This window comes from Pseudomonas sp. CFBP 5748 (assembly GCF_053850495.1).
Window position 1 is genome coordinate 16,939 of record NZ_JBSPTN010000008.1, and the last position, 23,068, is coordinate 40,006.

Annotated in this window: 22 protein-coding genes; 14 read left to right on the top strand and 8 right to left on the bottom strand. The window is 62.1% G+C overall.

Annotated elements, in window-relative coordinates:
- Positions 1-5: 5 nt before the first annotated feature.
- Together gatA and gatC are read right to left on the bottom strand one after the other, a co-directional pair.
- A complete protein-coding gene (gatA, locus tag ACWNZ1_RS18890; protein WP_256454268.1) occupies positions 6-1,457 on the bottom strand; it encodes an Asp-tRNA(Asn)/Glu-tRNA(Gln) amidotransferase subunit GatA in 1,452 nt (483 codons plus the stop codon).
- Positions 1,458-1,473: 16 nt separating this feature from the next.
- The gene (gene gatC, locus ACWNZ1_RS18895; RefSeq protein ID WP_003197816.1) at positions 1,474-1,761 is read right to left on the bottom strand and encodes an Asp-tRNA(Asn)/Glu-tRNA(Gln) amidotransferase subunit GatC; all 288 of its coding nucleotides are present in this window, start codon (positions 1,759-1,761) and stop codon (positions 1,474-1,476) included.
- A gap of 214 nt (positions 1,762-1,975) precedes the next feature.
- Between gatC and mreB the strand changes: the two genes are divergently transcribed.
- From mreB to tldD, 8 genes are all read left to right on the top strand, one after another.
- Positions 1,976-3,013 carry a rod shape-determining protein MreB gene (mreB, locus tag ACWNZ1_RS18900; RefSeq protein ID WP_002555108.1) on the top strand — a complete coding sequence of 346 codons (1,038 nt, stop codon included), beginning with the start codon at positions 1,976-1,978 and terminating at the stop codon, positions 3,011-3,013.
- Positions 3,014-3,155: 142 nt separating this feature from the next.
- Complete coding sequence (gene mreC / locus ACWNZ1_RS18905) at positions 3,156-4,289, top strand: rod shape-determining protein MreC (protein WP_265073087.1); 1,134 nt, start codon at positions 3,156-3,158, stop codon at positions 4,287-4,289.
- On the top strand, positions 4,286-4,774 hold the full coding sequence (mreD, locus tag ACWNZ1_RS18910) for a rod shape-determining protein MreD (protein ID WP_003197820.1): 489 nt from the start codon (positions 4,286-4,288) through the stop codon (positions 4,772-4,774). Before mreC ends, mreD begins: the two co-directional genes overlap by 4 nt.
- Before the next feature lie 37 nt (positions 4,775-4,811).
- Positions 4,812-5,408, top strand: a complete 597-nt coding sequence (locus tag ACWNZ1_RS18915) for a Maf family protein (RefSeq protein WP_265072703.1) — start codon at positions 4,812-4,814, stop codon at positions 5,406-5,408.
- A 55-nt stretch (positions 5,409-5,463) separates the two neighbouring features.
- Positions 5,464-6,921, top strand: coding sequence for a ribonuclease G (gene rng / locus ACWNZ1_RS18920; RefSeq protein ID WP_025211842.1), 1,458 nt, complete (start codon positions 5,464-5,466; stop codon positions 6,919-6,921).
- Positions 6,922-6,981: 60 nt separating this feature from the next.
- Positions 6,982-10,785: a YhdP family protein gene (locus tag ACWNZ1_RS18925; protein ID WP_280944691.1), complete on the top strand. Its 3,804-nt coding sequence runs from the start codon at positions 6,982-6,984 to the stop codon at positions 10,783-10,785.
- Positions 10,786-10,924: 139 nt separating this feature from the next.
- Positions 10,925-11,788, top strand: a complete 864-nt coding sequence (locus ACWNZ1_RS18930; RefSeq protein WP_135843692.1) for a carbon-nitrogen hydrolase family protein — start codon at positions 10,925-10,927, stop codon at positions 11,786-11,788.
- 5 nt (positions 11,789-11,793) lie between these two features.
- Positions 11,794-13,236, top strand: coding sequence for a metalloprotease TldD (gene tldD, locus ACWNZ1_RS18935; protein ID WP_135843693.1), 1,443 nt, complete (start codon positions 11,794-11,796; stop codon positions 13,234-13,236).
- Between the two features lie 45 nt (positions 13,237-13,281).
- Here tldD and yjgA read toward each other — a convergent pair whose 3' ends face one another.
- Positions 13,282-13,806, bottom strand: coding sequence for a ribosome biogenesis factor YjgA (gene yjgA / locus ACWNZ1_RS18940; RefSeq protein WP_135843694.1), 525 nt, complete (start codon positions 13,804-13,806; stop codon positions 13,282-13,284).
- A 108-nt stretch (positions 13,807-13,914) separates the two neighbouring features.
- Here yjgA and pmbA point away from each other — a divergent pair, with 108 nt between their 5' ends.
- The 6 genes from pmbA (at position 13,915) to ACWNZ1_RS18970 (ending at position 19,208) form a co-directional block, all read left to right on the top strand.
- Complete coding sequence (gene pmbA, locus ACWNZ1_RS18945; RefSeq protein ID WP_135843695.1) at positions 13,915-15,261, top strand: metalloprotease PmbA; 1,347 nt, start codon at positions 13,915-13,917, stop codon at positions 15,259-15,261.
- Positions 15,262-15,440: 179 nt separating this feature from the next.
- Complete coding sequence (locus ACWNZ1_RS18950) at positions 15,441-15,836, top strand: FagA protein (protein ID WP_135843696.1); 396 nt, start codon at positions 15,441-15,443, stop codon at positions 15,834-15,836.
- A complete protein-coding gene (locus ACWNZ1_RS18955; protein WP_135843697.1) occupies positions 15,829-17,205 on the top strand; it encodes a class II fumarate hydratase in 1,377 nt (458 codons plus the stop codon). The genes ACWNZ1_RS18950 and ACWNZ1_RS18955 overlap by 8 nt, the downstream gene beginning before the upstream one ends.
- A gap of 26 nt (positions 17,206-17,231) precedes the next feature.
- On the top strand, positions 17,232-17,672 hold the full coding sequence (locus ACWNZ1_RS18960; RefSeq protein WP_135843698.1) for a hypothetical protein: 441 nt from the start codon (positions 17,232-17,234) through the stop codon (positions 17,670-17,672).
- Between the two features lie 2 nt (positions 17,673-17,674).
- Positions 17,675-18,298: a superoxide dismutase gene (locus ACWNZ1_RS18965; RefSeq protein WP_135843699.1), complete on the top strand. Its 624-nt coding sequence runs from the start codon at positions 17,675-17,677 to the stop codon at positions 18,296-18,298.
- A 19-nt stretch (positions 18,299-18,317) separates the two neighbouring features.
- Positions 18,318-19,208 (top strand): ZIP family metal transporter, encoded by an 891-nt coding sequence (locus ACWNZ1_RS18970; RefSeq protein ID WP_135843700.1) that lies wholly within the window; start codon positions 18,318-18,320, stop codon positions 19,206-19,208.
- Between the two features lie 193 nt (positions 19,209-19,401).
- On the opposite strand, the gene ACWNZ1_RS18975 is transcribed toward ACWNZ1_RS18970, so the two are convergent.
- From ACWNZ1_RS18975 to ACWNZ1_RS18995, 5 genes are all read right to left on the bottom strand, one after another.
- Positions 19,402-19,677, bottom strand: a complete 276-nt coding sequence (locus ACWNZ1_RS18975; RefSeq protein WP_135843701.1) for an HPr family phosphocarrier protein — start codon at positions 19,675-19,677, stop codon at positions 19,402-19,404.
- A 15-nt stretch (positions 19,678-19,692) separates the two neighbouring features.
- A complete protein-coding gene (gene rapZ / locus ACWNZ1_RS18980; RefSeq protein WP_135843702.1) occupies positions 19,693-20,550 on the bottom strand; it encodes an RNase adapter RapZ in 858 nt (285 codons plus the stop codon).
- 2 nt (positions 20,551-20,552) lie between these two features.
- A complete protein-coding gene (ptsN, locus tag ACWNZ1_RS18985; protein WP_135843703.1) occupies positions 20,553-21,017 on the bottom strand; it encodes a PTS IIA-like nitrogen regulatory protein PtsN in 465 nt (154 codons plus the stop codon).
- A gap of 12 nt (positions 21,018-21,029) precedes the next feature.
- Entirely contained in the window at positions 21,030-21,338 is a 309-nt protein-coding gene (gene hpf, locus ACWNZ1_RS18990) for a ribosome hibernation-promoting factor, HPF/YfiA family (protein WP_135843704.1), read from the bottom strand.
- A gap of 76 nt (positions 21,339-21,414) precedes the next feature.
- Positions 21,415-22,908 (bottom strand): RNA polymerase factor sigma-54, encoded by a 1,494-nt coding sequence (locus tag ACWNZ1_RS18995; RefSeq protein ID WP_135843705.1) that lies wholly within the window; start codon positions 22,906-22,908, stop codon positions 21,415-21,417.
- Positions 22,909-23,068: the final 160 nt, after the last annotated feature.

Sequence of the window (23,068 nt, forward strand, 5' to 3'; positions counted from 1 at the left end):
TCTCCTCAGAAGCCGGTTGGGGTGCGGGTGTGCCAGTCAGTGTTCAACTGATACTGGTGGGCCACATTGAGCAGACGACCTTCCTGGAAATACGGTGCGAGCAATTGCACGCCCACCGGCAGGCCATCGACGAAGCCGGCCGGCATGGACAGGCCCGGCAAGCCGGCGAGGTTGGCGGTGATGGTGTAGACGTCTTCCAGGTACTCGGCCACCGGGTCGCTGTTCTTGGCACCGAGTTTCCAGGCCGGGTTCGGCGTGGTCGGGCCGAGGATGATGTCGACCTCGTTGAAGGCGGCCATGAAGTCGTTTTTCACCAGACGGCGGATTTTCTGCGCCTTGAGGTAGTAGGCATCGTAGTAGCCGGCGGACAGCGCGTAGGCACCGACCATGATCCGGCGCTGCACTTCGGCACCGAAGCCTTCGCCACGGGAACGCTTGTACAGGTCGATCAGGTTTTCCGGATTCTCGCAGCGATAACCGAAGCGCACGCCGTCGAAGCGCGACAGGTTCGAGGACGCTTCCGCCGGGGCGATCACGTAGTACGCGGGAATCGCGTGCTGCATGTTCGGCAGGCTGATTTCCTTGATGACCGCGCCGAGCTTCTCCAACTCCTTGACGCTGTTGTGAACCAGCTCGGCGATGCGCGGGTCGAGACCAGCGCTGAAGTACTCCTTCGGCACACCGATGCGCAGGCCTTGCAGCGAACCGCTGAGGCTGGCGCTGTAGTCCGGCACCGGTTCATCGATGCTGGTGGAGTCGTTCGGGTCGAAGCCGGCCATGCCTTGCAGCAGGATCGCGCAGTCTTCGGCAGTACGGGCCAACGGGCCGCCCTGGTCGAGGCTGGAGGCGTAGGCGATCATGCCCCAGCGCGATACACGACCGTAGGTGGGCTTCAGGCCGGTGAGGTTGGTGAACGCCGCCGGCTGGCGAATCGAGCCGCCGGTGTCGGTGGCGGTGGCGGCCGGCAGCAGGCGCGCGGCCACGGCGGCGGCGGAGCCGCCGGACGAACCGCCCGGAACGTGCTCCAGGTTCCACGGGTTCTTCACCGCGCCGTAGTAGCTCGACTCGTTGGCCGAACCCATGGCGAATTCGTCCATGTTGGTCTTGCCCAGGGTCACGGCGCCGGCGGCGGCCAGCTTGGCGACCACGGTGGCGTCGTACGGGGCCTTGAAGTTGTCGAGCATCTTCGAGCCGCAACTGGTGCGGATGCCCTGGGTGCAGAACAGGTCTTTGTGGGCAATCGGCGCACCGAGCAGGGCGCCGCTTTCACCGTTGGCGCGACGGGCATCGGCAGCCTTGGCCTGGCTCAGGGCCAGTTCTTCGGTGACGCTGATGAAGCTGTTGATCTGCGGGTTGAGCTGGGCGATACGCGCCAGCAGAACCTGGGTCAGCTCTTCGGAGGAAAACTTTTTATCGGCGAGTCCGCGGGCGATCTCGGCCAGGGTCATGTGATGCATGAGAGGCTCTTTCCCTTTAGTCGATGACTTTCGGAACCAGGTACAGGCCGTTTTCGACCGCTGGTGCGATGGACTGGTAGGCCTCGCGGTGATTGGACTCGGTCACGACGTCGGCGCGCAGGCGCTGGCTGGCTTCCAGTGGGTGGGCCAGGGGTTCGATGCCGTCGGTATTGACCGCCTGCATCTCGTCGACCAGCCCCAGAATGCTGTTCAGGGCAGAAGTGATATGTGGAAGATCGGCTTCATTGAGGCCCAGACAGGCCAGATGAGCGATTTTTTCCACGTCGGAGCGTTCAAGCGCCATGGGATTCTCCAGTGGAAAACAAAACGGACGCAGTCTGTCCGTGTGTTAGATTGTCGGAACACTACCGCATTTCTACGGCCTTACGGCCGCGATTGTGGGGTTTGGTGCACAGAAAAGCGGCCAATTTAACATATTGGCGCCTTGCCCAAAATCCCTGTCGTTGTTAGAGTTTGCCGCACTTTTTTACCCACGCGTTGCCTAGGGTCCCTTTCCCATGTTCAAGAAACTGCGTGGCATGTTTTCCAGCGATCTCTCCATTGACCTGGGCACTGCCAACACCCTTATTTACGTGCGCGAGCGCGGTATCGTCCTGAATGAACCCTCGGTCGTGGCCATCCGCACCCACGGTAACCAGAAAAGTGTCGTGGCTGTCGGCACCGAAGCCAAGCGCATGCTGGGCCGTACACCGGGCAATATTGCCGCCATTCGTCCGATGAAGGACGGCGTGATCGCCGACTTCAGCGTCTGCGAAAAAATGCTGCAGTACTTCATCAACAAGGTTCACGAAAACAGTTTCCTGCAGCCCAGCCCTCGTGTGCTGATCTGTGTTCCCTGCAAATCCACCCAGGTGGAGCGTCGCGCCATCCGTGAATCGGCCCTCGGTGCCGGTGCCCGTGAAGTGTTCCTGATCGAAGAGCCGATGGCCGCTGCCATCGGTGCCGGCCTGCCGGTCGAAGAGGCGCGCGGCTCGATGGTCGTCGACATCGGTGGCGGTACCACCGAGATCGCCTTGATCTCCCTGAACGGTGTGGTCTACGCCGAATCCGTACGTGTGGGCGGCGACCGTTTCGACGAAGCGATCATCACTTACGTGCGTCGCAACTACGGCAGCCTGATCGGCGAGTCCACCGCCGAGCGCATCAAGCAGGAAATCGGCACGGCCTACCCGGGCGGTGAAGTGCGTGAAGTCGACGTTCGCGGCCGTAACCTGGCCGAAGGCGTTCCACGGGCCTTCACCCTCAACTCCAACGAAGTGCTCGAAGCGCTGCAAGAGTCGCTGGCGACCATCGTCCAGGCGGTCAAGAGCGCCCTGGAGCAGTCGCCGCCGGAACTGGCCTCGGATATCGCCGAGCGCGGCCTGGTGCTGACCGGTGGTGGCGCGCTGTTGCGTGACCTCGACAAACTGCTGGCCCAGGAAACCGGCCTGCCGGTGATCGTGGCTGAAGACCCGCTGACGTGCGTTGCCCGCGGCGGTGGCCGTGCATTGGAAATGATGGACAAGCACACCATGGACCTGCTCTCCAGCGAATAAATGTTGCTGGAGTGGTCTATGTTGTTCGCTCCCGGGCAGCACTTTGCAGTGCTGCCCGTTGGCGTTTATCTTCTGTCATTCGTATCCAGGCCGGTTTGATGCCGTATGAATAAAGAGAACATTTGCCTGGGAGGAGCGGCCTATTAAACCGCTTTTCGCCAAAGGCCCCTCATTGGGTGTGCGCCTGCTGGTGCTGACCGTGCTATCGGTCGCGCTGATGGTGGTCGATGCCCGCTTCACGCTGCTCAAGCCAGTGCGCAGCCAGATGTCGCTGGTGTTGATGGAGTCCTACTGGATCACCGACCTGCCGCAGCGCTTGTGGCAAGGTGTGGCCAGCCAGTTTGGCAGCCGGACCGAACTGGTCGCCGAAAACGAAAAACTCAAGACCGAAAACCTGCTGTTGCAGGGGCGCATGCAGAAGCTCGCGGCCCTCACCGAGCAGAATGTGCGGCTGCGTGAGTTGCTCAATTCTTCGGCGCTGGTCAATGAGAAGGTCGAAGTGGCCGAATTGATCGGCATGGACCCCAACCCCTTTACCCACCGCATCATCATCAACAAGGGTGAGCGCGACGGTGTGGTTCTCGGCCAGCCGGTGCTCGACGCCCGGGGCCTGATGGGCCAGGTGGTGGAGTTGATGCCCTACACCTCCCGGGTGCTGTTGCTGACTGACACTACCCACAGCATTCCCGTGCAGGTCAATCGCAACGGTTTGCGCGCGATTGCCAGCGGCACCGGCAACCCGGAGCGCCTGGAACTGCGGCACGTGGCCGACACCGCGGACATCAAGGAAGGCGACCTGCTGGTCAGCTCCGGCCTCGGTCAGCGGTTCCCGGCCGGTTATCCGGTGGCGACGGTCAAGGAAGTCATCCATGACTCCGGCCAACCGTTCGCCATCGTCCGTGCGGTGCCGACGGCTGCGTTGAATCGCAGCCGTTACCTGCTGCTGGTATTCAGCGACAACCGCACACCCGAGGAGCGCGCCAACGACGCGGCCGTGGCCCAGGAAGCCCAGGACCGCCAGGGCGGCGAGTCGGCCACCCCGGCTACGGCTAGCCCGGCGCCAGTCCCTGCCACCGTGCCCAAACCGCAAGTGCCTGCACCGGGCGCGGCAGCTCCGGCTACGACGCCGGCGGCTGCACCCGCCGCCACGCCTGCTGCGAAACCGACCCGCTCGACCACTCACGCGCCGGCGTCCCAGCCTGCCCGGCCCGCCGCGAACCCACCTGTCGCCACGCCGGCCGCCGCGCCAGCCACCAGGGGAGCACGAGAAGAATGAGCAGTACTCAATCCGGAAACGGCTGGATGGTCTGGCTGACCTTCGCCATCGGCCTGTTGCTCAGCGTTTCGCCGCTGCCGCAGTTCATGGAAATCCTGCGGCCACTGTGGCTGGCCCTGCTGCTGGCCTTCTGGGCGCTGGCACTGCCGCACAAGGTCGGCATGGTCACCGCCTGGTGCCTGGGCCTGGCCGAGGACGTGCTTTATGGCACGTTGCTGGGGCAGAACGCGCTGATCCTGACGCTGATTACGTTCCTGGTGCTGTCGTTGCAACAACGCCTGCGGATGTTCCCCATGTGGCAACAGTGCCTGGTGATCCTGGTGATCTTCGGCCTGGCGCAACTGGTGCAATTGTGGCTCAGCGCGCTGACCGGCAATCGTCAGCCGACCCTGGCCCTGGTGCTGCCAGCGCTGGTCAGCGCCTTGCTCTGGCCTTGGGTCAGCTTCGGTTTGCGTGGCCTGCGCCTGCGTTTCAAAATCAACTGATTCGGTCAGGCATTGGCCTTGATAGGGAGATGTCTTGATGAAACCGCTTTACCTCGCCTCAGGCTCGCCGCGTCGGCGTGAACTGCTCACGCAGATCGGCGTGCCGTTCACCGCCGTCAGCGCGGACATCGACGAAACCCCCTTGGATCACGAAAGCCCTTCGGCCTATGTCGAGCGCCTGGCGCGCGGCAAGGCCGAGGCTGGATGGCGCGCCCTGGAAACCGACGTGGATGGCTGCGTGCTGGGGGCTGACACCGCCGTGGTGTTGGACGGGCAGATTCTCGGCAAGCCACTGGACCAGACCGATTCCATGGCGATGCTCTTGAGCCTGTCCGGTCGCGAGCATGAAGTATTGACCGCCATTGCCCTACTGGATGGGCAGCGTTGCGAATCCCGCGTTGTCCGCAGCCGGGTGCGCTTTCGCCCCATCACTGAACAAGAAGCGGCGGCCTACTGGGCCAGCGGTGAACCCCGGGACAAGGCCGGCGGCTATGGCATCCAGGGCTTGGGCGCGGTGTTTGTCGCCGGGTTGGACGGCAGTTATTCGGCCGTGGTCGGCCTGCCGCTGTGCGAAACCGCAGAACTGCTGGGCCATTTCGGCATACCCTGTTGGCAAACCTTGAGCGCGCGCTGAGCGCCGTCTGACTGATGCGGCCATAATCGTGAATATGCCTGAACGAGACCCTGCCATGAGTGAAGAGATCCTGATCAACATCACGCCGATGGAATCGCGCGTGGCGGTGGTTGAAAACGGTGTGCTGCAAGAGGTCCACGTCGAGCGCACGCAAAAGCGCGGTATCGTCGGCAATATCTACAAAGGCAAGGTGGTGCGGGTGCTGCCGGGCATGCAGGCGGCCTTCGTCGACATCGGCCTGGACCGGGCGGCATTCATTCACGCCTCGGAAATTTCCATGCGCGAAGGGCCAGCGGTGGAGAGCATCAGCGCGCTGGTCCATGAAGGCCAGAGCCTGGTGGTGCAGGTCACCAAGGACCCCATCGGTTCCAAGGGCGCGCGCCTGACCACCCAGCTGTCGATTCCGTCGCGCTACCTGGTGTACATGCCGCGTACCGCCCACGTCGGCATTTCCCTGAAGATCGAAGACGAAGCCGAGCGCGAGCGCCTCAAGCAGGTGGTCAGCGACTGCGTGGAAAAAGAAGGCATCAAGGAAGCCGGTGGTTTCATCCTGCGTACCGCCGCCGAAGGGGCCGGGGCCGATGAAATCCTCATGGACATCCGCTACCTGCGAAGGCTCTGGGACCAGATCGCCGCGCAGATCAAGACCATCGCTACCCCCAGCGTGATCTATGAAGACCTGGGCCTGGCGCTGCGTACGCTACGGGACCTGGTCAGCCCCAAGATCGAAAAGATCCGCATCGACTCCCGGGAAACCTTCCAGAAAACCACCCAGTTTGTCGCCGAGCTGATGCCGGAAATTGCCGATCGCCTTGAGCATTACCCTGGCGAGCGGCCGATTTTCGACCTGTACGGCGTCGAGGATGAAATCCAGAAGGCCCTTGAACGCAAGGTGCCGCTCAAATCTGGCGGTTACCTGGTGGTTGATCCGGCCGAGGCCATGAGCACTATCGACGTCAATACCGGGGCGTTCGTCGGCCATCGCAACCTCGAAGAAACCATCTTCAAGACCAACCTGGAGGCGGCCACCGCCATCGCCCGCCAATTGCGCCTGCGCAACCTGGGCGGGATCATCATCATCGACTTCATCGACATGGAGCATGAAGAGCACCAGCGCCAAGTGTTGCGGACCCTGGAAAAACAACTCGAACGTGACCACGCCAAGACCAACATCATCGGCATCACCGAGCTGGGCCTGGTGCAGATGACCCGCAAGCGCACCCGCGAAAGCCTTGAGCAGGTGCTGTGCGAGCCGTGCAGCAGTTGCCAGGGCCGGGGCAAACTCAAGACCCCGGAAACCGTGTGTTACGAAATCTTCCGGGAAATTCTCCGGGAAGCGCGCGCCTACCAGGCCACCGGCTATAGAGTGTTGGCCAACCAGAAAGTGGTGGATCGCCTGCTCGATGAAGAGTCGGGCAATGTCGCCGAACTGGAAGCTTTTATCGGCCGTACGATTCGTTTTCAGGTGGAAACCATGTATTCCCAGGAACAATACGACGTGGTGTTGCTCTGAAGGGCCTGGGAAGCGGCGGGCCCGCAGATTTGACCGGCTTTGCCAAGGGAGCCCACTGACATGGAGCGTTTGACTCGTATTTTGGCCGCGCTGACCCGCTGGGGGCTGGGCCTGTGTGCGCTCCTTCTGGTGCTGCTGGCCTTATATGTCAGCCTCGGTCGGGAGTTGGTCCCACTGGTGGCCGAATATCGTGCCGAGGTCCAGGCCCGGGCCGGCCAAGCGCTGGGCCTGCCCGTGCACATCGGCAGCGTCGAAGGTAGCTGGAGCGCTTTGGCGCCGATCCTGGCGGCGCGCGACGTGGTGGTCGGCGAGGGCGCCAATGCCTTGCACCTGGATCAGGTGCGGGCCGTGCCGGACTTGTGGGGCAGCCTGCTGGCGCGTCAGGTGCGTATTGCTCACCTGGAGCTCAGCGGCCTGAAGATCAGCCTCAAGGAGGACGTCGACGGCAAGTGGGCCTTGGAAGGCCTGCCGGTGAAGGATGATCAGCCCCTCGATCCGCAGCAACTGCTCGATCGCATGCAGGTGGTTTCCAAGCTGTCGCTGCTCGATAGCCAAGTGACCTTGCAACCCCTTGAACAAGCACCGTTGACCCTGACCTACGTCGGCTTGAGCTTGCGCACCGGCGCCACCCGCCAGCGCCTGGACGCGCGCCTGACCCTGCCCGACGGCCAGCCCGTGGCGATCAACCTGCGCACCCGCATCCGCGCCAGCGATTGGAAGAACGGCCAGGCCGACGCTTACCTGAGCCTGCCGCAAAGCGACTGGTCCAAATGGCTGCCGAAACGCCTGACCCGGCAATGGAATTTTTCCCGGATCAAGGCCGGTGGCGAGTTCTGGCTGAGCTGGGGTGACGGTACGCTGCAAAGCGCGGCCATGCGCTTGGACGCCCCTGACATCCAGGGTGCCTACGCCGAGCGCAAGCCGGTGCAGATCCACAACCTGGCCCTCAATGGCTATTTCCAGCGTGGCAGCCAGGGATTTACCGCAACCTTCGATTCCCTGGCGATGAACCTGGGCGAAACCCGCTGGGAATCACGCCTGCAGCTGCAACAGAGCAGCGCCACTGAAAAGACCGAAGAACTTTGGCACTTGCAAGCCGATCGCCTTGACCTGGCGCCGCTGACCCCATTGCTGCATGCCCTGGCGCCACTGCCTGAAGGCGTCGCGACGACCATCGACCGGCTCAAGGTCACCGGCGGCCTGCGCAACGTACTGGTGGATTACCGACCGCAGAACAGCGGTGATCAAAAAATCAGTTTCGCCACGAATCTGGACACGGTGGGTTTCGACGCCTACCGCGGCGCCCCCGCGGCACGCAATGTATCGGGGAGCCTGAGTGGCGACCTCGGCGGCGGCGAGCTGCGCATGGACAGCAAGGATTTTTCCCTGCACCTGGACCCGATCTTCGCCAAACCCTGGCAATACCTGCAGGCCAATGCCCGGCTGACCTGGAAGCTGGACAAGCAAGGCTTCACCCTGATCGCCCCGTACTTGAAGGTGCTGGGGGAGGAGGGCCGGATTGCCGGCGATTTCCTGATCCGCCTGCATTTCGACCACAGCCAGGAAGACTACATGGACCTGCGGGTCGGCCTGGTGGATGGCGACGGCCGCTACACCGCCAAGTACTTGCCCGCGGTCCTGAGCCCGGCGCTGGATGAGTGGCTGCGCACGGCAATCGTCAAAGGCGCGGTGGATGAGGGTTTTTTCCAGTACCAAGGCTCGCTGAATAAAGGTGCCGAGGACGCGGCTCGCAGTATCAGTCTGTTTTTCAAGGTGCATGACGCCGAACTGGCGTTCCAGCCGGGCTGGCCGTCGGTCAGCAAGGTCAGCGGCGATGTCTTCGTCGAAGACAGCGGCGTGCGCATCTATGCCAGCCAGGGGCAACTGCTGGAGACCCAGGTCAAGGATGTCTCGGTGAATATTCCCCATGTACCCAGTGGGCAGAGTTCCCACCTGCTACTGGACGGCGGGTTCGCCGGAGGATTGGGCGACGGACTGAAGATTCTCCAGACGGCACCGATTGGCACCGCCGAGACGTTCGCCGGCTGGGAGGGCGAGGGCGCGTTGCAAGGCAACGTGAAACTCGATATTCCGCTGGTCAAAGGCGAGCAGCCGAAGATCCTGGTGGACTTTGCCACCGACCAGGCCCGGCTCAAACTCAGTGAGCCGGCGCTGGAACTGACCCAGCTCAAAGGCGACTTCCGTTTCGACAGCAACAAAGGGTTGAGCGGCAAGGGCATCAGCGCCCGGGCCTTCGACCGCCCGGTGACGGCGCAGATTTTCGCCGAGGGCCGCGCCGGTGCGCTCAACACGCGGGTCGCGGCGTCCGGGCAGGTAGAGATCAAAACACTCACCAGTTGGTTGAACGTCACCCAGCCGCTGCCGGTATCCGGGGTGGTGCCGTATCAGTTGCAGGTGATCCTTGACGGCGCCGACAGCCAGTTATCGGTCAAGTCCAGCCTCAAGGGCGTGGCGCTGGACCTGCCAGCGCCCTTCGGCATGACCGCCGATGCCGGGCGTGACACGGTGTTTCGCATGACCTTGCAAGGGCCGGAGCGGCGTTACTGGGTCGATTATGGCGACCTGGCCAGCTTCACCTACGCAGCCCCGAGCGGAAAACTGGCCGACGGTCGCGGCGAGCTGTTGCTGGGGAGCGGCGATGCTGTCCTGCCAGGGACCAAGGGGCTGCGACTGCGCGGGACACTGTCGGAGCTGGACGTCAGCCCGTGGCAGAAGTTGGTGAGCAAGTACGCCGGCCAGGACCCGGGCAGCAGCGCCAAGCAGTTGCTCAGCGGTGCTGATCTGAAGATCGGCAAGCTCACGGCCATGGGCACGACCCTGGACCAGGCTTCGGTTCAGCTTGATCGTAAGCCGGACGCCTGGGGCCTGCGGCTCGACAGCCAGCAGGCCAAGGGTAGCGTCAGCCTGCCAGACGCGAAAGCCGCCCCGATTGGTATCAAGCTTGACTATGTACGCCTGCCGGCCGTGGACCCGACGGTGCAGGCCGACGAAAACGCCCCGGACCCGCTGGCTTCGGTCGACCCCACTGCCATTCCGGCGATGGATGTCGCCATCGACCAGTTGTTCCAGGGCCCGGACCTGATCGGTGCCTGGTCGTTGAAGGTGCGCCCGACCGGCAAAGGCATCGCGCTGAATAATCTGGATATGGGCCTCAAGGGCATGGTGTTGAAGGGCAACGGTGCCTGGGAAGGTGCGCCCGGTGCGACCAGCAGTTGGTACAAGGGCCGCATTGGCGGCAAGAACCTGGCTGATGTGCTCAAGGGCTGGGGCTTTGCACCGAGCGTCACCAGCCAGTCGTTCCACCTGGACGTCGATGGTCGCTGGCCAGGTTCGCCGGCGTGGGTCGCGACCAAGCGTTTTTCCGGCAGTCTCGATGCGTCGCTGAGCAAGGGCCAGTTCGTCGAGGTCGAAGGCAGCGCCCAGGCATTGCGGGTATTCGGCCTGCTGAATTTCAACTCCATCGGCCGGCGCTTGCGCCTGGACTTCTCCGACCTGTTCGGCAAGGGCCTGAGCTACGACCGGGTCAAGGGGCTGCTGGTGGCGAGCGACGGTGTGTACGTGACCCGTGAGCCCATTACCCTGACAGGGCCTTCCAGCAACCTGGAGCTCAACGGAACGCTGGACATGGTGGCCGACCGGGTCGACGCCAAGCTGCTGGTGACGCTCCCGGTGACCAACAACCTGCCGATTGCCGCGCTGATCGTCGGCGCTCCGGCGGTGGGTGGCGCGCTGTTTTTGATCGACAAACTGATCGGCGACCGCGTGGCGCGCTTCGCCAGCGTAAGATACGACGTCAAGGGCCCGTGGAAAGAGCCGAAGATTACCTTCGATAAGCCGTTCTAATGGACGAATGGGTATCCCTTTTGTGGGAGCGGGCTTGCTCGCGAAAGCGTCGGCACTTTCAATATTGATGTGACAGACACACCGCTTTCGCGAGCAAGCCCGCTCCCACAGGGAACTATGCAAAAGTGAGGGAAGCACCATGCCAGTCGCAGTGATTCAAATGGTCAGCCAGAGCGATGTGCTCGCCAACCTGGCCCGTGCCCGGGTGCTGCTGGAGCAGGCTGCCGCTGGTGGTGCACGGCTGGCGGTGCTGCCAGAGAACTTCGCGGCCATGGGACGACGGGACATCGCCGACATTGGTCGTGCCGAAGCCTTTGGTCAGGGACCGATCCTGCCCTGGTTGAAACAGGCCGCTCGCGACCTCAAGTTATGGATTGTGGCTGGTACGTTGCCGTTGCCACCGGTGGACCAGCCCGAGGCCAGGTCCCATGCCTGTTCGTTGCTGGTCGACGATCAGGGCCAGATCGTCGCGCGCTACGACAAGCTGCACCTGTTCGACGTGGACGTGGCGGACAACCGCGGGCGCTATCGTGAGTCTGATGACTATGCTTATGGCGGCAATGTAGTGGTCGCCGATACACCGGTGGGCCGGGTTGGCCTGACGGTTTGCTATGACTTGCGTTTCCCGGAGCTCTATAGCGAGTTGCGGGCTGCCGGGGCCGAGCTGATCACGGCGCCCTCGGCGTTCACCGCGGTGACCGGCGCGGCCCATTGGGAAGTGCTGATCCGCGCCCGGGCCATCGAGACCCAGTGCTATGTGCTGGCGGCCGCCCAGGGTGGCGTGCATCCGGGGCCACGGGAAACTTTTGGCCATGCCGCGATTGTCGACCCATGGGGCCGTGTGCTGGCGCAACAGGATCAAGGCGAGGCCGTGCTGCTGGCCGAACGCGACAGCAGCGAACAGGCGTCCATCAGGGCGCGCATGCCGGTGGCCAGCCATCGGCGCTTTTTCTCGCAGGGCGCTCGACAGCGGCCTGTTCAAGACGACGAATTCAAGGCGTAAAACATATGAGCGGGTTGTTGTCCTCAGTCAGTGAACACCTTTTAGCCCCCGGTGGCGTAACCCTGGATAGCCTGCAAGGCGTGCTGGGCGACCTGGCCGGCCCGGGCATCGATGCCGCCGACCTGTATTTCCAGGGGCAGATCTCCGAGTCCTGGTCGCTGGAAGACGGCATCGTCAAGGAAGGCAGTTTCAACCTTGATCAAGGCGTGGGCGTGCGGGCCCAATCCGGGGAAAAAACCGGCTTCGCCTACAGTAACGCGATTACCCTCGAGGCCCTCGGCGCCGCTGCCCGTGCCGCCCGCTCGATCTCCCGGGCCGGGCAGAACGGCACGGTCCAGGCGTTCAGCAGCCAGGACGTGGCGCAGCTGTATGCGCCGGACAACCCGTTGGAAGTCATGAGCCGCGCCGAAAAAGTCGAGCTGCTCAAGCGCATTGACGTTGCCACCCGCGCTCTGGACCCGCGTATCCAGCAAGTCACGGTGAGCATGGCCGGGGTCTGGGAACGGATCCTGGTGGCCTCCACCGACGGTGGCCTGGCGGCGGACGTGCGGCCATTGGTGCGGTTCAACGTCAGCGTGATCGTCGAGCAGAATGGTCGCCGTGAGCGCGGTGGCCATGGCGGCGGTGGGCGCACCGATTACCGTTATTTCCTCAGCGAAGATCGCGCCATGGGTTACGCCCGCGAAGCGTTGCGCCAGGCGCTGGTCAACCTGGAAGCGATCCCAGCCCCGGCTGGCACGTTGCCAGTGGTGCTCGGTTCCGGCTGGTCCGGCGTGCTGCTGCACGAAGCGGTGGGCCACGGTCTGGAAGGCGATTTCAACCGCAAGGGCAGTTCAGCCTACAGCGGGCGCATGGGCGAAATGGTTGCCTCGAAACTCTGCACCATCGTCGATGATGGCACCCTGGCCGGACGTCGCGGATCCCTGAGCGTCGACGACGAAGGCACGCCGACCGAGTGCACCACGCTGATTGAAAACGGCGTACTCAAGGGCTACATGCAAGACAAACTCAACGCCCGGCTGATGGGTGTGGCCCGCACCGGCAACGGTCGTCGCGAGTCTTATGCGCACCTGCCGATGCCGCGCATGACCAACACCTACATGTTGGGTGGCCAAAGTGATCCGGCGGAAATCATTGCCTCGGTAAAAAAAGGCATCTATTGCGCCAACCTCGGCGGCGGCCAGGTGGACATCACCAGCGGCAAATTCGTCTTCTCCACCAGCGAGGCCTACCTGATCGAAGACGGCAAGATCACCGCACCGGTCAAGGGCGCGACCCTGATCGGCAACGGGCCGGAGGCGATGAGCAAGGTGTCGATGGTCGGTAACGACCTGGCCCTGGACAGTGGCGTGGGGACGTGCGGCAAGGACGGGCAATCGGTGCCAGTGGGCGTGGGCCAACCGACCCTGAAGATCGATGCGATTACCGTGGGCGGCACGGGCGCATGACGGGAGCGTCGGGTGGAGTGCAGGGCCTCCACCCGCGGGCGTTACTCAGCGCAGGCCGCGTTGAGTCTCGTCCAGCTCACGGATGTACTTGAAGATTTTACGGCTCGAGGCCGGTGGCTTGTTTTGCGCCAACTCGTGCTGGGCCTGACGGATCAGGGAGCGCAGTTGCTGGCGATCAGCGTCCGGGTAGTCGATGACGAATTTTTCCAGCACACCGTCATCGCCTGCGATCAAGCGATCGCGCCAGCGCTCCAGGTTATGGAAGCGTTCGTTGTACTGCCGGGTGGAGGCATCGAGTTGATCGAGCAGAGTCAAGATGGCGTCAGTGTCCTGGTCGCGCATCAGTTTGCCGATGAATTGCAGGTGCCGTTTACGCGCGATATTCGCGGTGTGCTTGGGCGCATCGGCCAGGGCCCGGCGCAAGGCGTCGGTCAGGGGCAGTTTGGCCAGCAAGTCAGGCTTGAGTGTTGTCAGGCGCTCGCCGAGGTCAACCAGAGCATGCAGCTCGCGTTTGACCTGGGATTTGCTTTTTTCACCCTCGTAGAGGGAGTCGTCGTAAGAATCAACCATGGTGGCAGTCCGCAAAGAAACGCCGCCATGATAACCAGTCGGGGGCCGCTTGTCCGGCCCGGTCGCTCGAAGGCCATCACCGAAAGCAGAATTTGAGTGGAGAACACCATGAGTGCAGTTCAGAGCGTCGGCCCGCAAGCATTGCCGGCACTGCAGGAACAAGTCGAGCAGATCCTTGCCGAGGCCAAGCGACAGGGGGCCAGCGCCTGTGAGGTGGCGGTGTCGCTGGAGCAGGGCCTGTCGACCTCGGTGCGCCAGCGCGAGGTGGAAACCGTCGAATTCAACCGCGACCAGGGCTTTGGCATCACCTTGTACGTGGGCCAGCGTAAGGGCTCGGCCAGCACTTCGGCCAGTGGCCCGGACGCCATTCGCGAAACCGTCGCCGCCGCACTGGCGATTGCCAAGCACACCTCCGAAGACGAGGCCTCGGGCCTGGCCGATGCTGCGCTGATGTGCAAGGAGTTGCGGGACTTCGACTTGTTCCACGCCTGGGACATCACCCCTGAACAGGCCATCGAGCAGGCACTGCGTTGCGAAGCGGCGGCGTTCGATGCCGACCCGCGGATCAAGAATGCCGACGGCACGACGCTCAATACCCACCAGGGCTGCCGGGTCTACGGTAACAGCCACGGTTTCATCGGCGGTTATGCATCGACCCGTCACAGCCTCAGTTGCGTGATGATCGCCGAAGCCAACGGGCAGATGCAGCGCGATTACTGGTACGACGTGAGCCGCCAGGGCACGCTGTTGGCTGACCCGGTGAGCATCGGCCAGAAAGCTGCGCAACGGGCGGCCAGCCGCTTGGGCGCACGGCCAGTGCCGACTTGTGAAGTGCCGGTGCTGTTTTCTGCCGAGCTGGCCGGTGGTTTGTTTGGCAGCTTCCTGTCGGCGGTGTCCGGCGGCAACCTGTACCGCAAGTCGTCGTTTCTCGAAGGGGCGCTGGGCCAGAAACTGTTCCCGGAATGGATGACCATCGATGAACGTCCGCACCTGATGCAAGCCATGGGCAGTTCGGCGTTCGACGGCGATGGCCTGGCGACCTACGCCAAGCCGTTCGTGGAAAACGGTGAACTGGTGTCCTATATCCTCGGCACCTATTCGGGTCGCAAGCTCGGCATGCCGAGCACCGCCAATGCTGGCGGCGTGCACAATTTGTTCGTCACCCATGGCGAAGAAGACCAGGCCGCCCTGCTGCGACGCATGGGCCGCGGCTTGCTGGTGACCGAACTGATGGGCCATGGCCTGAACATGGTCACCGGGGATTACTCCCGTGGTGCGGCGGGGTTCTGGGTCGAGAACGGCGAGATTCAATTTGCGGTCCAGGAAGTGACCATCGCCGGTAACATGCGCGACATGTTCAAGCAGATCGTGGCCGTGGGTAACGACCTGGAGCTGCGCAGCAACATCCGCACCGGCTCGGTGTTGATCGAGCGGATGACGGTGGCGGGGAGCTAACGCTCATCGCGTAAAAAAGGCGCGTCATTCGTTTGGATGGCGCGCCTTTTTTGTGCCCGCAGAAACCTTGTTGGGAGGGCGCTTGCTCCCTCGCCACGATGAATTTGTGTGGCCTCGCTGTTGTGTTGCTTCTTATTATCATCTAATAATGAATCTCATTTGCCGAATGAGCCCCGGTCATGAGTTCTGCCCTGCACGAGCAACCCTACCTTGAAAGCTGGCGTTGGATGAGCCGCCAGATTCGCTGCGCGATGAGCCCCGACGAGCCGCGGCTGATCGAGCATTACCTGGCCGAGGGCCGCTACCTGGCCTGCTGCACCGCCACTTCGCCGTGGATGATTTGCGAAACGACCTTTCGCTTACTGCTCGACACCGCCTCGGATGTCGCGTTGCCCTGGCACTGGCGCACGCTCTGCCTCGACCAGGCCTGGCGCCCATTGCGCGACCTCGAACGACAAGCACTGTGCCGCTGCCGCCTCAAGCGCTGGCAGAGCCATGCCTGGGCGTTGGCGACCTGCGCCCTGGAGCCGTCGATTCCTCTTATTGAACTGGTGCAAGGAACTCCCGATGAGTAATACCCGTATCGAACGCGACAGCATGGGCGAACTTCAAGTCCCGGTGGACGCCCTTTACGGCGCGCAGACCCAGCGTGCTGTGGATAACTTCCCGGTCAGTGGCCAGCGCATGCCAGCGCAGTTCATTCGCGCGCTGATCCTGGCCAAGGCCGCTGCCGCCCGGGCCAACGTAGAGCTTGGGCAAATCAGCGCGGCCCAGGGCAAGGCCATCGTCGACGCGGCCCAGGGGCTGCTCGAAGGCCAGTTCATGGAGCATTTTCCGGTGGATATCTTCCAGACCGGCTCCGGCACCAGCTCCAACATGAACGCCAATGAAGTGATCGCTACCCTGGCCAGTCGTCTGCTGGGAGAGACGGTCAACCCGAACGATCACGTTAACTGCGGTCAGAGCAGCAACGACATCATTCCCACCAGCATTCATGTCAGCGCTGCACTGGCCTTGCATGAGCAGTTGCTGCCGGCGCTGCTGCACCTGGTGCAGGTGATCGAGCGCAAGGCCGAAGAGGTTCACCCGTTCATCAAGACCGGTCGCACCCATTTGATGGATGCCATGCCGGTGCGCTTGAGCCAGGTGCTCAATGGATGGGCGCAGCAACTCAAAGCCAATATCGGTCACTTGCAGGACTTGCTGCCGAGCCTGCAAGCCCTGGCCCAGGGCGGTACGGCAGTCGGCACAGGGGTCAACGCCCATCCCCGCTTTGCCGAGTTGTTCAGCCAACAACTGACGCAACTGACCCAAGTGCAATTTACCCCGGGCAAGAATCTGTTCGCGCTGATCGGCTCCCAGGACACCGCCGTGGCGGTTTCCGGACAGCTCAAGACCACGGCGGTGTCGCTGATGAAAATCGCCAACGACCTGCGCTGGATGAATTCCGGGCCGCTGGCAGGCCTGGGAGAAATCGAACTCGAAGGCCTGCAGCCGGGTTCCTCGATCATGCCCGGCAAGGTCAACCCGGTCATTCCCGAAGCCACTGCGATGGTGGCGGCCCAGGTGATCGGCAATGACACGGTGATCACCATTGCCGGTCAATCGGGCAACTTCGAATTGAACGTCATGCTGCCGATCATCGCCCAGAATCTGCTGAGCAGTATCGCCTTGATGTCCACCGCCAGCCGCTTGCTGGCCGACAAGGCCATCGCCACGTTCAAGGTCAACGAAGCCAGGCTCAAGGAAGCGCTGTCGCGCAACCCGATCCTGGTCACCGCACTGAACCCGATCATCGGTTACCAGAAGGCCGCTGAAATCGCCAAGAAGGCTTATCAGCAAGGCCGGCCGGTCATTGATGTCGCCTTGGAACACACCGATCTGACGCGCGGCGAACTGGAGATCCTGCTGGACCCGGAAAAGCTCACCGCTGGCGGTGTGTAACCCGACACCTCTGTGGAGGAATCACCATGGAACATTGGAAACGCACGATCGAACGGGCCAATCGCTGCTTCATGCTCGGCGAGCTGGTGGACGCTCGCGAAGGTTATCTGCAAGCGCTGGCCCTGGCCCAAGTGCTATTTGAGCGTTGGCCAGACGCCGATGAGGCGGTGGCCGCCTGCGTCGTTTCTCATCACAACCTGGCGGATCTGCACTTGCGGCTGAACCAGCCGGAGGAGAGCGCCGAGTATCTGTGTGCCATCCATCAGAGGTTGCTGCAGACGATGCAGGACGAGCGCCAGGCGCCGGCGTTGCGTGCGGCGGCGATGCGCCAGAGCCACAAGACCTATGTCGAACTGCTGAGTTTCATCAGCGAGCACGGTGAGTACCCACGCACCCAACGCTTGTTGCACTGCAACGCCGCTTCGCCGCGGCCGAGCAATGCCCCTCTTCATTATGGAGTTCATTGAGAATGGCTTTCACCTTGCCTGCATTGCCCTACGCCTACGACGCCCTGGAGCCGCACATCGATGCGCAAACCATGGAGATCCACTACACCAAGCATCACCAGACTTACATCAACAACCTCAACGCCGCAGTACAAGGCACTGAATACGCCGAATGGCCGGTCGAAAAACTGCTGTCCAGCGTGGAGCAATTGCCGCAAGGCCTGAGGGCCGCCGTCATCAACCAAGGTGGTGGGCATGCCAACCATTCGTTGTTCTGGGAGGTCATGTCACCCCTGGGCGGCGGTCAACCTGATGGTGTCCTGGCGGCGGCGATCGAGGCGCAACTAGGTGGTCTGGAACAGTTCAAGGAAGCCTTCACCAAAGCGGCACTGACCCGTTTCGGCAGTGGCTGGGCCTGGTTGAGCGTGACCGCGCAAAAAACGCTGGTGGTGGAGAGCAGCGGTAATCAGGACAGCCCGTTGATGAACGGCAATACGCCGATTCTTGGCCTCGACGTGTGGGAGCACGCGTATTACCTGCTGTACCAGAACCGTCGGCCCGAATACATCAACGCATTCTATAACGTGATCAACTGGCCTGAAGTCGCGCGCCGCTATCAGGCTGCGCTGGCCTTGAATCCTCTATAAAAACCATCCAAGGCTGACTATGGATACTGAAACACTGGCGATAGGAAGTGGGCGGCTGTTTCGCTATGCCTTGGGATCGCTGTTGCTGTTGGCCGGGATGACATTGTTGGTGGCTCAGGGCCTGGCGTGGCTGGACCTGGAGCCGAAACTGTTGCGTGCGCTGCAGGGCGGGAGCCTTTGCGCCTTGGGTACGGCGTTGGGCGCCGTGCCGGTGTTGGTCATCCGGCGCATGCCCCAGGCCGTGAGCGATTCGCTGCTGGGCTTCGGCGCAGGCGTGATGCTGGCCGCTACGGCATTTTCGCTGATCGTGCCGGGCATTACCGCGGCCGAACAGCTGGGGCTTACACCTTGGGCTGCCAGCGGGCTGATCAGCTTCGGTATCCTGCTGGGGGCATTCGGGCTATATCTGGTGGATCGCAAGGTGTCAGCCAGTCCCGAGCGGCTGGTGGCGGCGCCGGGACGTCCGATCATTGCACCGAGGATCTGGTTGTTTGTGTTTGCCATTGTGGCTCACAACATCCCCGAAGGGATGGCCGTCGGCGTGTCGGCGGGCGGCGGCATGCCCGATGCCGACAGCCTGGCGATGGGCATCGCTTTGCAGGATGTGCCTGAGGGACTGGTGATCGCACTGGTACTGGCCGCAGCGGGGATGTCGCGGATCAAGGCCTTTATGATTGGCGCCGCGTCCGGGTTGGTCGAGCCGCTGTTCGCGCTGTTGTGCGCCTGGCTGGTCAGCCTGGCCGAGATGCTGTTGCCCCTGGGCCTGGCGCTGGCGGCCGGGGCGATGCTGTTGGTGGTGACTCACGAGGTCATTCCCGAATCGCGTCGCAATGGTCATGACAAGCTGGCGAGTTTGGGGTTGCTGGTGGGGTTTTGCTTGATGATGGTGATGGATACGGCGTTGGCGTGACAAATGACGGGGCGCGAACACAGCCGCCTGTGGTGATGTGATTTATCTGTGGAGAGGGGATCTGTGGAAGCAAGGCTTGCCCGCGATGCAGGCGCTGCGATTGTGCAGGTTGGCCGAGTTATCGTTCATCGCGAGCAAGCTTTGCTCCCACAAAAAACCTCGCCACAATGAGTCCGCCTTGAGCCTGGGCCAGTTACTCGCCTTCGTCGAAATAGTTGTTGATCAGCGCCACCAACGCATCCAATGCCTCTTGCGCCTGTTCCCCTTCAGTTTCCAGGTGGATCCTGGTGCCCTTGCCGGCGGCGAGCATCATCATCGCCATGATACTTTTACCGTCGATCGTGGACTCAGGCGTGCGCCCGACCCGGATGGTGGTGTCCTTGAATTGGCCGGCAATCCCAACGAACTTGGCCGACGCGCGGGCATGCAATCCCAGCTTGTTGATGATTTCGATTTCCAGAGCAGGCATCGCGATGTGAATCCTTTAGCTGAGGTCGCGGTGGCGAACCTGGACGTTCTTCAGGGACTGTTGCAGGAGCTGACCCAGGCGTTCGGTCAGGTAGACAGAGCGGTGATGGCCACCGGTGCAGCCGATGGCGATCGTGACGTAGGCACGGTTGCTCGCGGCAAAGCGGGGCAGCCATTTGAGCAGGTAGGTGGAGATATCCTGGAACATTTCCTCGACATCCGGCTGGGCGGCCAGGTAGTCGACCACTGGCTGGTCAAGCCCGGACTGCTCACGCAATTCCGGTTTCCAGTAAGGGTTGGGCAGGCAGCGCACGTCGAACACCAGGTCGGCGTCTACCGGCATGCCACGCTTGAAGCCAAACGACTCCACCAGGAACGCCGTGCCTGGCTCCGGCTGGTTCAGCAGGCGCAACTTGATGGTGTCGCGTAGCTGATACAGGTTCAGGTGCGTGGTGTTGACCTTCAGGTCCGCCAAGTCGGCGATCGGGCTCAGCAGTTGGCTTTCGTCTTGGATGGCTTCGGCCAGGGAACGGCTGGCGTTGCTCAGCGGGTGGCGTCGGCGGGTCTCGGAAAAACGCTTGAGCAACGTCTCTTCATCGGCATCCAGGTACAGCACATCGCACTGGATATGCCGGCTGCGCACTTCCTCGAGCAGTTCAGGAAAGCGCGACAGATGGCTCGGCAGGTTGCGTGCATCAATGGACACCGCCACCAGTGGCTGCGCCAGTTCGGTGTGGATCAATGCACGCTCGGCCAGCTCTGGCAGCAGGCCGGCCGGCAGGTTGTCGATGCAATAGTAGCCGCTGTCCTCAAGGACATTGAGCGCCGTGCTTTTACCGGAGCCGGAGCGGCCACTGACGATGATCATGCGCATGTTTAATGACCGTTCTGCTCGTCCAGGACAACCTGATACAAGGCTTCGTTGCTCGGTGCGCTGCGCAGTTTTTCGCGAACTTCCTTGCGGTCCAGCATGCTGGCGATCTGGCGCAGCAGCTCAAGATGCGCATCGGTCGCCGCTTCCGGGACCAGCAGTACAAACAGCAGGTCGACCGGGGCGCCGTCGATGGCGTCGAAATCTATGGGGGCTTCAAGGTGCAACAGGGCGCTGATGGGCGCACTACAACCCTTGAGGCGGCAGTGGGGAATGGCGATGCCGTTGCCAAAACCGGTAGAACCGAGTTTTTCACGGGCAACCAGGGCCTCGAAGACGTCCTGCATTTCCAGATCCGGCACTTCGCGGTGGATCAGGTTGGCGATTTGTTCGAGGGCTTTCTTTTTACTGCCACCCGGCGCGTTCACCAAGGAACGGCCGGGGGTCAGGATGGATTCTAGTCGGATCATGGATTGGGGGGGTTAACGACCGGTTGCGCCCTGGAGGAGGCTCTGGGTCTTTTCCTTATGCTTTTTAAGTTGGCGATCCAGCTTGTCGGTCAGCAGGTCAATTGCGGCATACATGTCTGAATGCTCCGCGTTGGCAACCACTTCTCCGCCGGGGATATGCAGCGTGGCTTCGATTTTCTGCAGCAGCTTTTCGACGTTCATCGTCACTTGCACGTTGGTGATCTTGTCGAAATGCCTCTCCAATCGTTCGAGTTTTTCGCCGATGTAGGTGCGCAGAGGTTCGGTCACTTCCAGTTGGTGTCCACTGATGTTGACTTGCATACAGCTTCTCCTTCGTTGCCAGTGCATAAAGCGGCAGGCAGAAATGCCTGCCACTGGAACGCTGTGGCGTGGCCCTTTACATCAACCGCTTGCGTTCGCTCGAAGGTGCGATCCCGAGGGATTCGCGGTATTTGGCGACGGTACGGCGGGCCACCTGAATGCCTTGTGCCTCCAGTAAACCAGCGATCTTGCTGTCACTCAACGGCTTTTTCTGATTTTCCGCAGCCACCAGTTTTTTGATGATCGCGCGGATGGCCGTGGATGAGCATTCGCCGCCTTCGGAGGTGCTGACGTGGCTGGAGAAAAAATATTTCAATTCATAGATACCCCGGGGGGTATGCATGAATTTCTGGGTGGTTACCCGGGAAATCGTCGACTCGTGCATGCCTACCGCCTCGGCGATGTCATGCAGGACCAACGGCTTCATCGCTTCGTCGCCGTACTCCAGGAAGCCGCGCTGGTGCTCGACGATCTGGGTGGCGACTTTCATCAGGGTTTCGTTGCGGCTTTGCAGGCTCTTGATGAACCAGCGCGCTTCCTGCAACTGGTTGCGCATGAAGGTGTTGTCGGCGCTGGTGTCGGCGCGCCTGACGAAGCCGGCGTATTGGGCATTGACCCGCAGCTTGGGCACCGATTCCTGGTTGAGCTCCACCAGCCAGCGATCGTTGTGCTTGCGCACGATCACGTCCGGGACTACGTATTCGGGTTCGGTGGACTCAATTTGCGAGCCCGGGCGCGGGTTGAGGCTCTGGACCAGTTCGATGACCTGGCGCAGTTCATCTTCCTTGAGCTTCATGCGGCGCATCAGCTGGCTGTAGTCGCGACCGCCCAACAGGTCGATGTAGTCGGTGACCAGTCGCTTGGCTTCGGTCAGCCAAGGCGTCTTGGCGGGCAGTTGGCGCAGCTGCAGCAGCAGGCATTCACCCAGGTTGCGGGCACCGATACCGGCCGGTTCGAATTGCTGGATGCGGTGCAGGACGGCTTCGATTTCGTCCAGCTCGATATCCAGTTCGGGGTCGAAGGCTTCGAGGATTTCTTCGAGGGTCTCGTCCAGGTAGCCCTGGTTGTTGATGCAGTCGATCAGGGTCACGGCGATCAGGCGATCGGTGTCGGACATCGGCGCAAGGTTCAGCTGCCACAGCAGGTGGCTTTGCAGGCTCTCGCCGGCAGAGGTACGGGTGGTGAAGTCCCACTCGTCGTCGTCACTGCTTGGCAGGTTGCTGGCGCTGGTCTGGTAGACGTCTTCCCAGGCTGTGTCCACGGGCAGGTCGTTGGGGATGCGTTCGTTCCATTCGCCATCCTCGAGGTTATCCACCGTCGGGGCGGCTTCCTGGTAGGACGGTTCCGGGATTTCGGTGTTGGTTTTCTGTTCGGCGTTGTCGGCCAGCGGGTCGGCGTTATCGAAGTCGTCGCCTTCTTCCTGGCGCTCGAGCATCGGATTGGACTCCAAGGCCTCCTGGATTTCCTGTTGCAGGTCCAGGGTCGACAATTGGAGCAGGCGGATGGCCTGTTGCAGCTGCGGTGTCATCGTCAGCTGCTGGCCCATTCTCAAGACTAGCGATGGTTTCATGGCAGGGGCTTAACACCTTATTCGCCGGCGCACATGCGCCATCCACTACAAGGGCGCCGAAGCGCCAAACTTAAGCAAATTATATGCCTGAAACTGGAGTGTTTGCCTAGGGCGTCGCCGTAATAAAATTAAACGACGCCCAGGCGCTTCGCCAGACTCT

Coding starts and splice junctions, on each gene's coding strand:
- yjgA (WP_135843694.1), bottom strand. CDS start 13,806: ATGGTTGATTCTTACGACGACTCCCTCTACGAGGGTGAAAAAAGCAAA.
- ptsN (WP_135843703.1), bottom strand. CDS start 21,017: ATGATCCGACTAGAATCCATCCTGACCCCCGGCCGTTCCTTGGTGAAC.
- ACWNZ1_RS18975 (WP_135843701.1), bottom strand. CDS start 19,677: ATGCCTGCTCTGGAAATCGAAATCATCAACAAGCTGGGATTGCATGCC.
- tldD (WP_135843693.1), top strand. CDS start 11,794: ATGAGCGGGTTGTTGTCCTCAGTCAGTGAACACCTTTTAGCCCCCGGT.
- ACWNZ1_RS18930 (WP_135843692.1), top strand. CDS start 10,925: ATGCCAGTCGCAGTGATTCAAATGGTCAGCCAGAGCGATGTGCTCGCC.
- ACWNZ1_RS18965 (WP_135843699.1), top strand. CDS start 17,675: ATGGCTTTCACCTTGCCTGCATTGCCCTACGCCTACGACGCCCTGGAG.
- rapZ (WP_135843702.1), bottom strand. CDS start 20,550: ATGCGCATGATCATCGTCAGTGGCCGCTCCGGCTCCGGTAAAAGCACG.
- ACWNZ1_RS18995 (WP_135843705.1), bottom strand. CDS start 22,908: ATGAAACCATCGCTAGTCTTGAGAATGGGCCAGCAGCTGACGATGACA.
- mreD (WP_003197820.1), top strand. CDS start 4,286: ATGAGCAGTACTCAATCCGGAAACGGCTGGATGGTCTGGCTGACCTTC.
- ACWNZ1_RS18970 (WP_135843700.1), top strand. CDS start 18,318: ATGGATACTGAAACACTGGCGATAGGAAGTGGGCGGCTGTTTCGCTAT.
- ACWNZ1_RS18960 (WP_135843698.1), top strand. CDS start 17,232: ATGGAACATTGGAAACGCACGATCGAACGGGCCAATCGCTGCTTCATG.
- rng (WP_025211842.1), top strand. CDS start 5,464: ATGAGTGAAGAGATCCTGATCAACATCACGCCGATGGAATCGCGCGTG.
- ACWNZ1_RS18955 (WP_135843697.1), top strand. CDS start 15,829: ATGAGTAATACCCGTATCGAACGCGACAGCATGGGCGAACTTCAAGTC.
- ACWNZ1_RS18950 (WP_135843696.1), top strand. CDS start 15,441: ATGAGTTCTGCCCTGCACGAGCAACCCTACCTTGAAAGCTGGCGTTGG.
- pmbA (WP_135843695.1), top strand. CDS start 13,915: ATGAGTGCAGTTCAGAGCGTCGGCCCGCAAGCATTGCCGGCACTGCAG.
- hpf (WP_135843704.1), bottom strand. CDS start 21,338: ATGCAAGTCAACATCAGTGGACACCAACTGGAAGTGACCGAACCTCTG.
- ACWNZ1_RS18925 (WP_280944691.1), top strand. CDS start 6,982: ATGGAGCGTTTGACTCGTATTTTGGCCGCGCTGACCCGCTGGGGGCTG.
- ACWNZ1_RS18915 (WP_265072703.1), top strand. CDS start 4,812: ATGAAACCGCTTTACCTCGCCTCAGGCTCGCCGCGTCGGCGTGAACTG.
- gatA (WP_256454268.1), bottom strand. CDS start 1,457: ATGCATCACATGACCCTGGCCGAGATCGCCCGCGGACTCGCCGATAAA.
- mreB (WP_002555108.1), top strand. CDS start 1,976: ATGTTCAAGAAACTGCGTGGCATGTTTTCCAGCGATCTCTCCATTGAC.
- gatC (WP_003197816.1), bottom strand. CDS start 1,761: ATGGCGCTTGAACGCTCCGACGTGGAAAAAATCGCTCATCTGGCCTGT.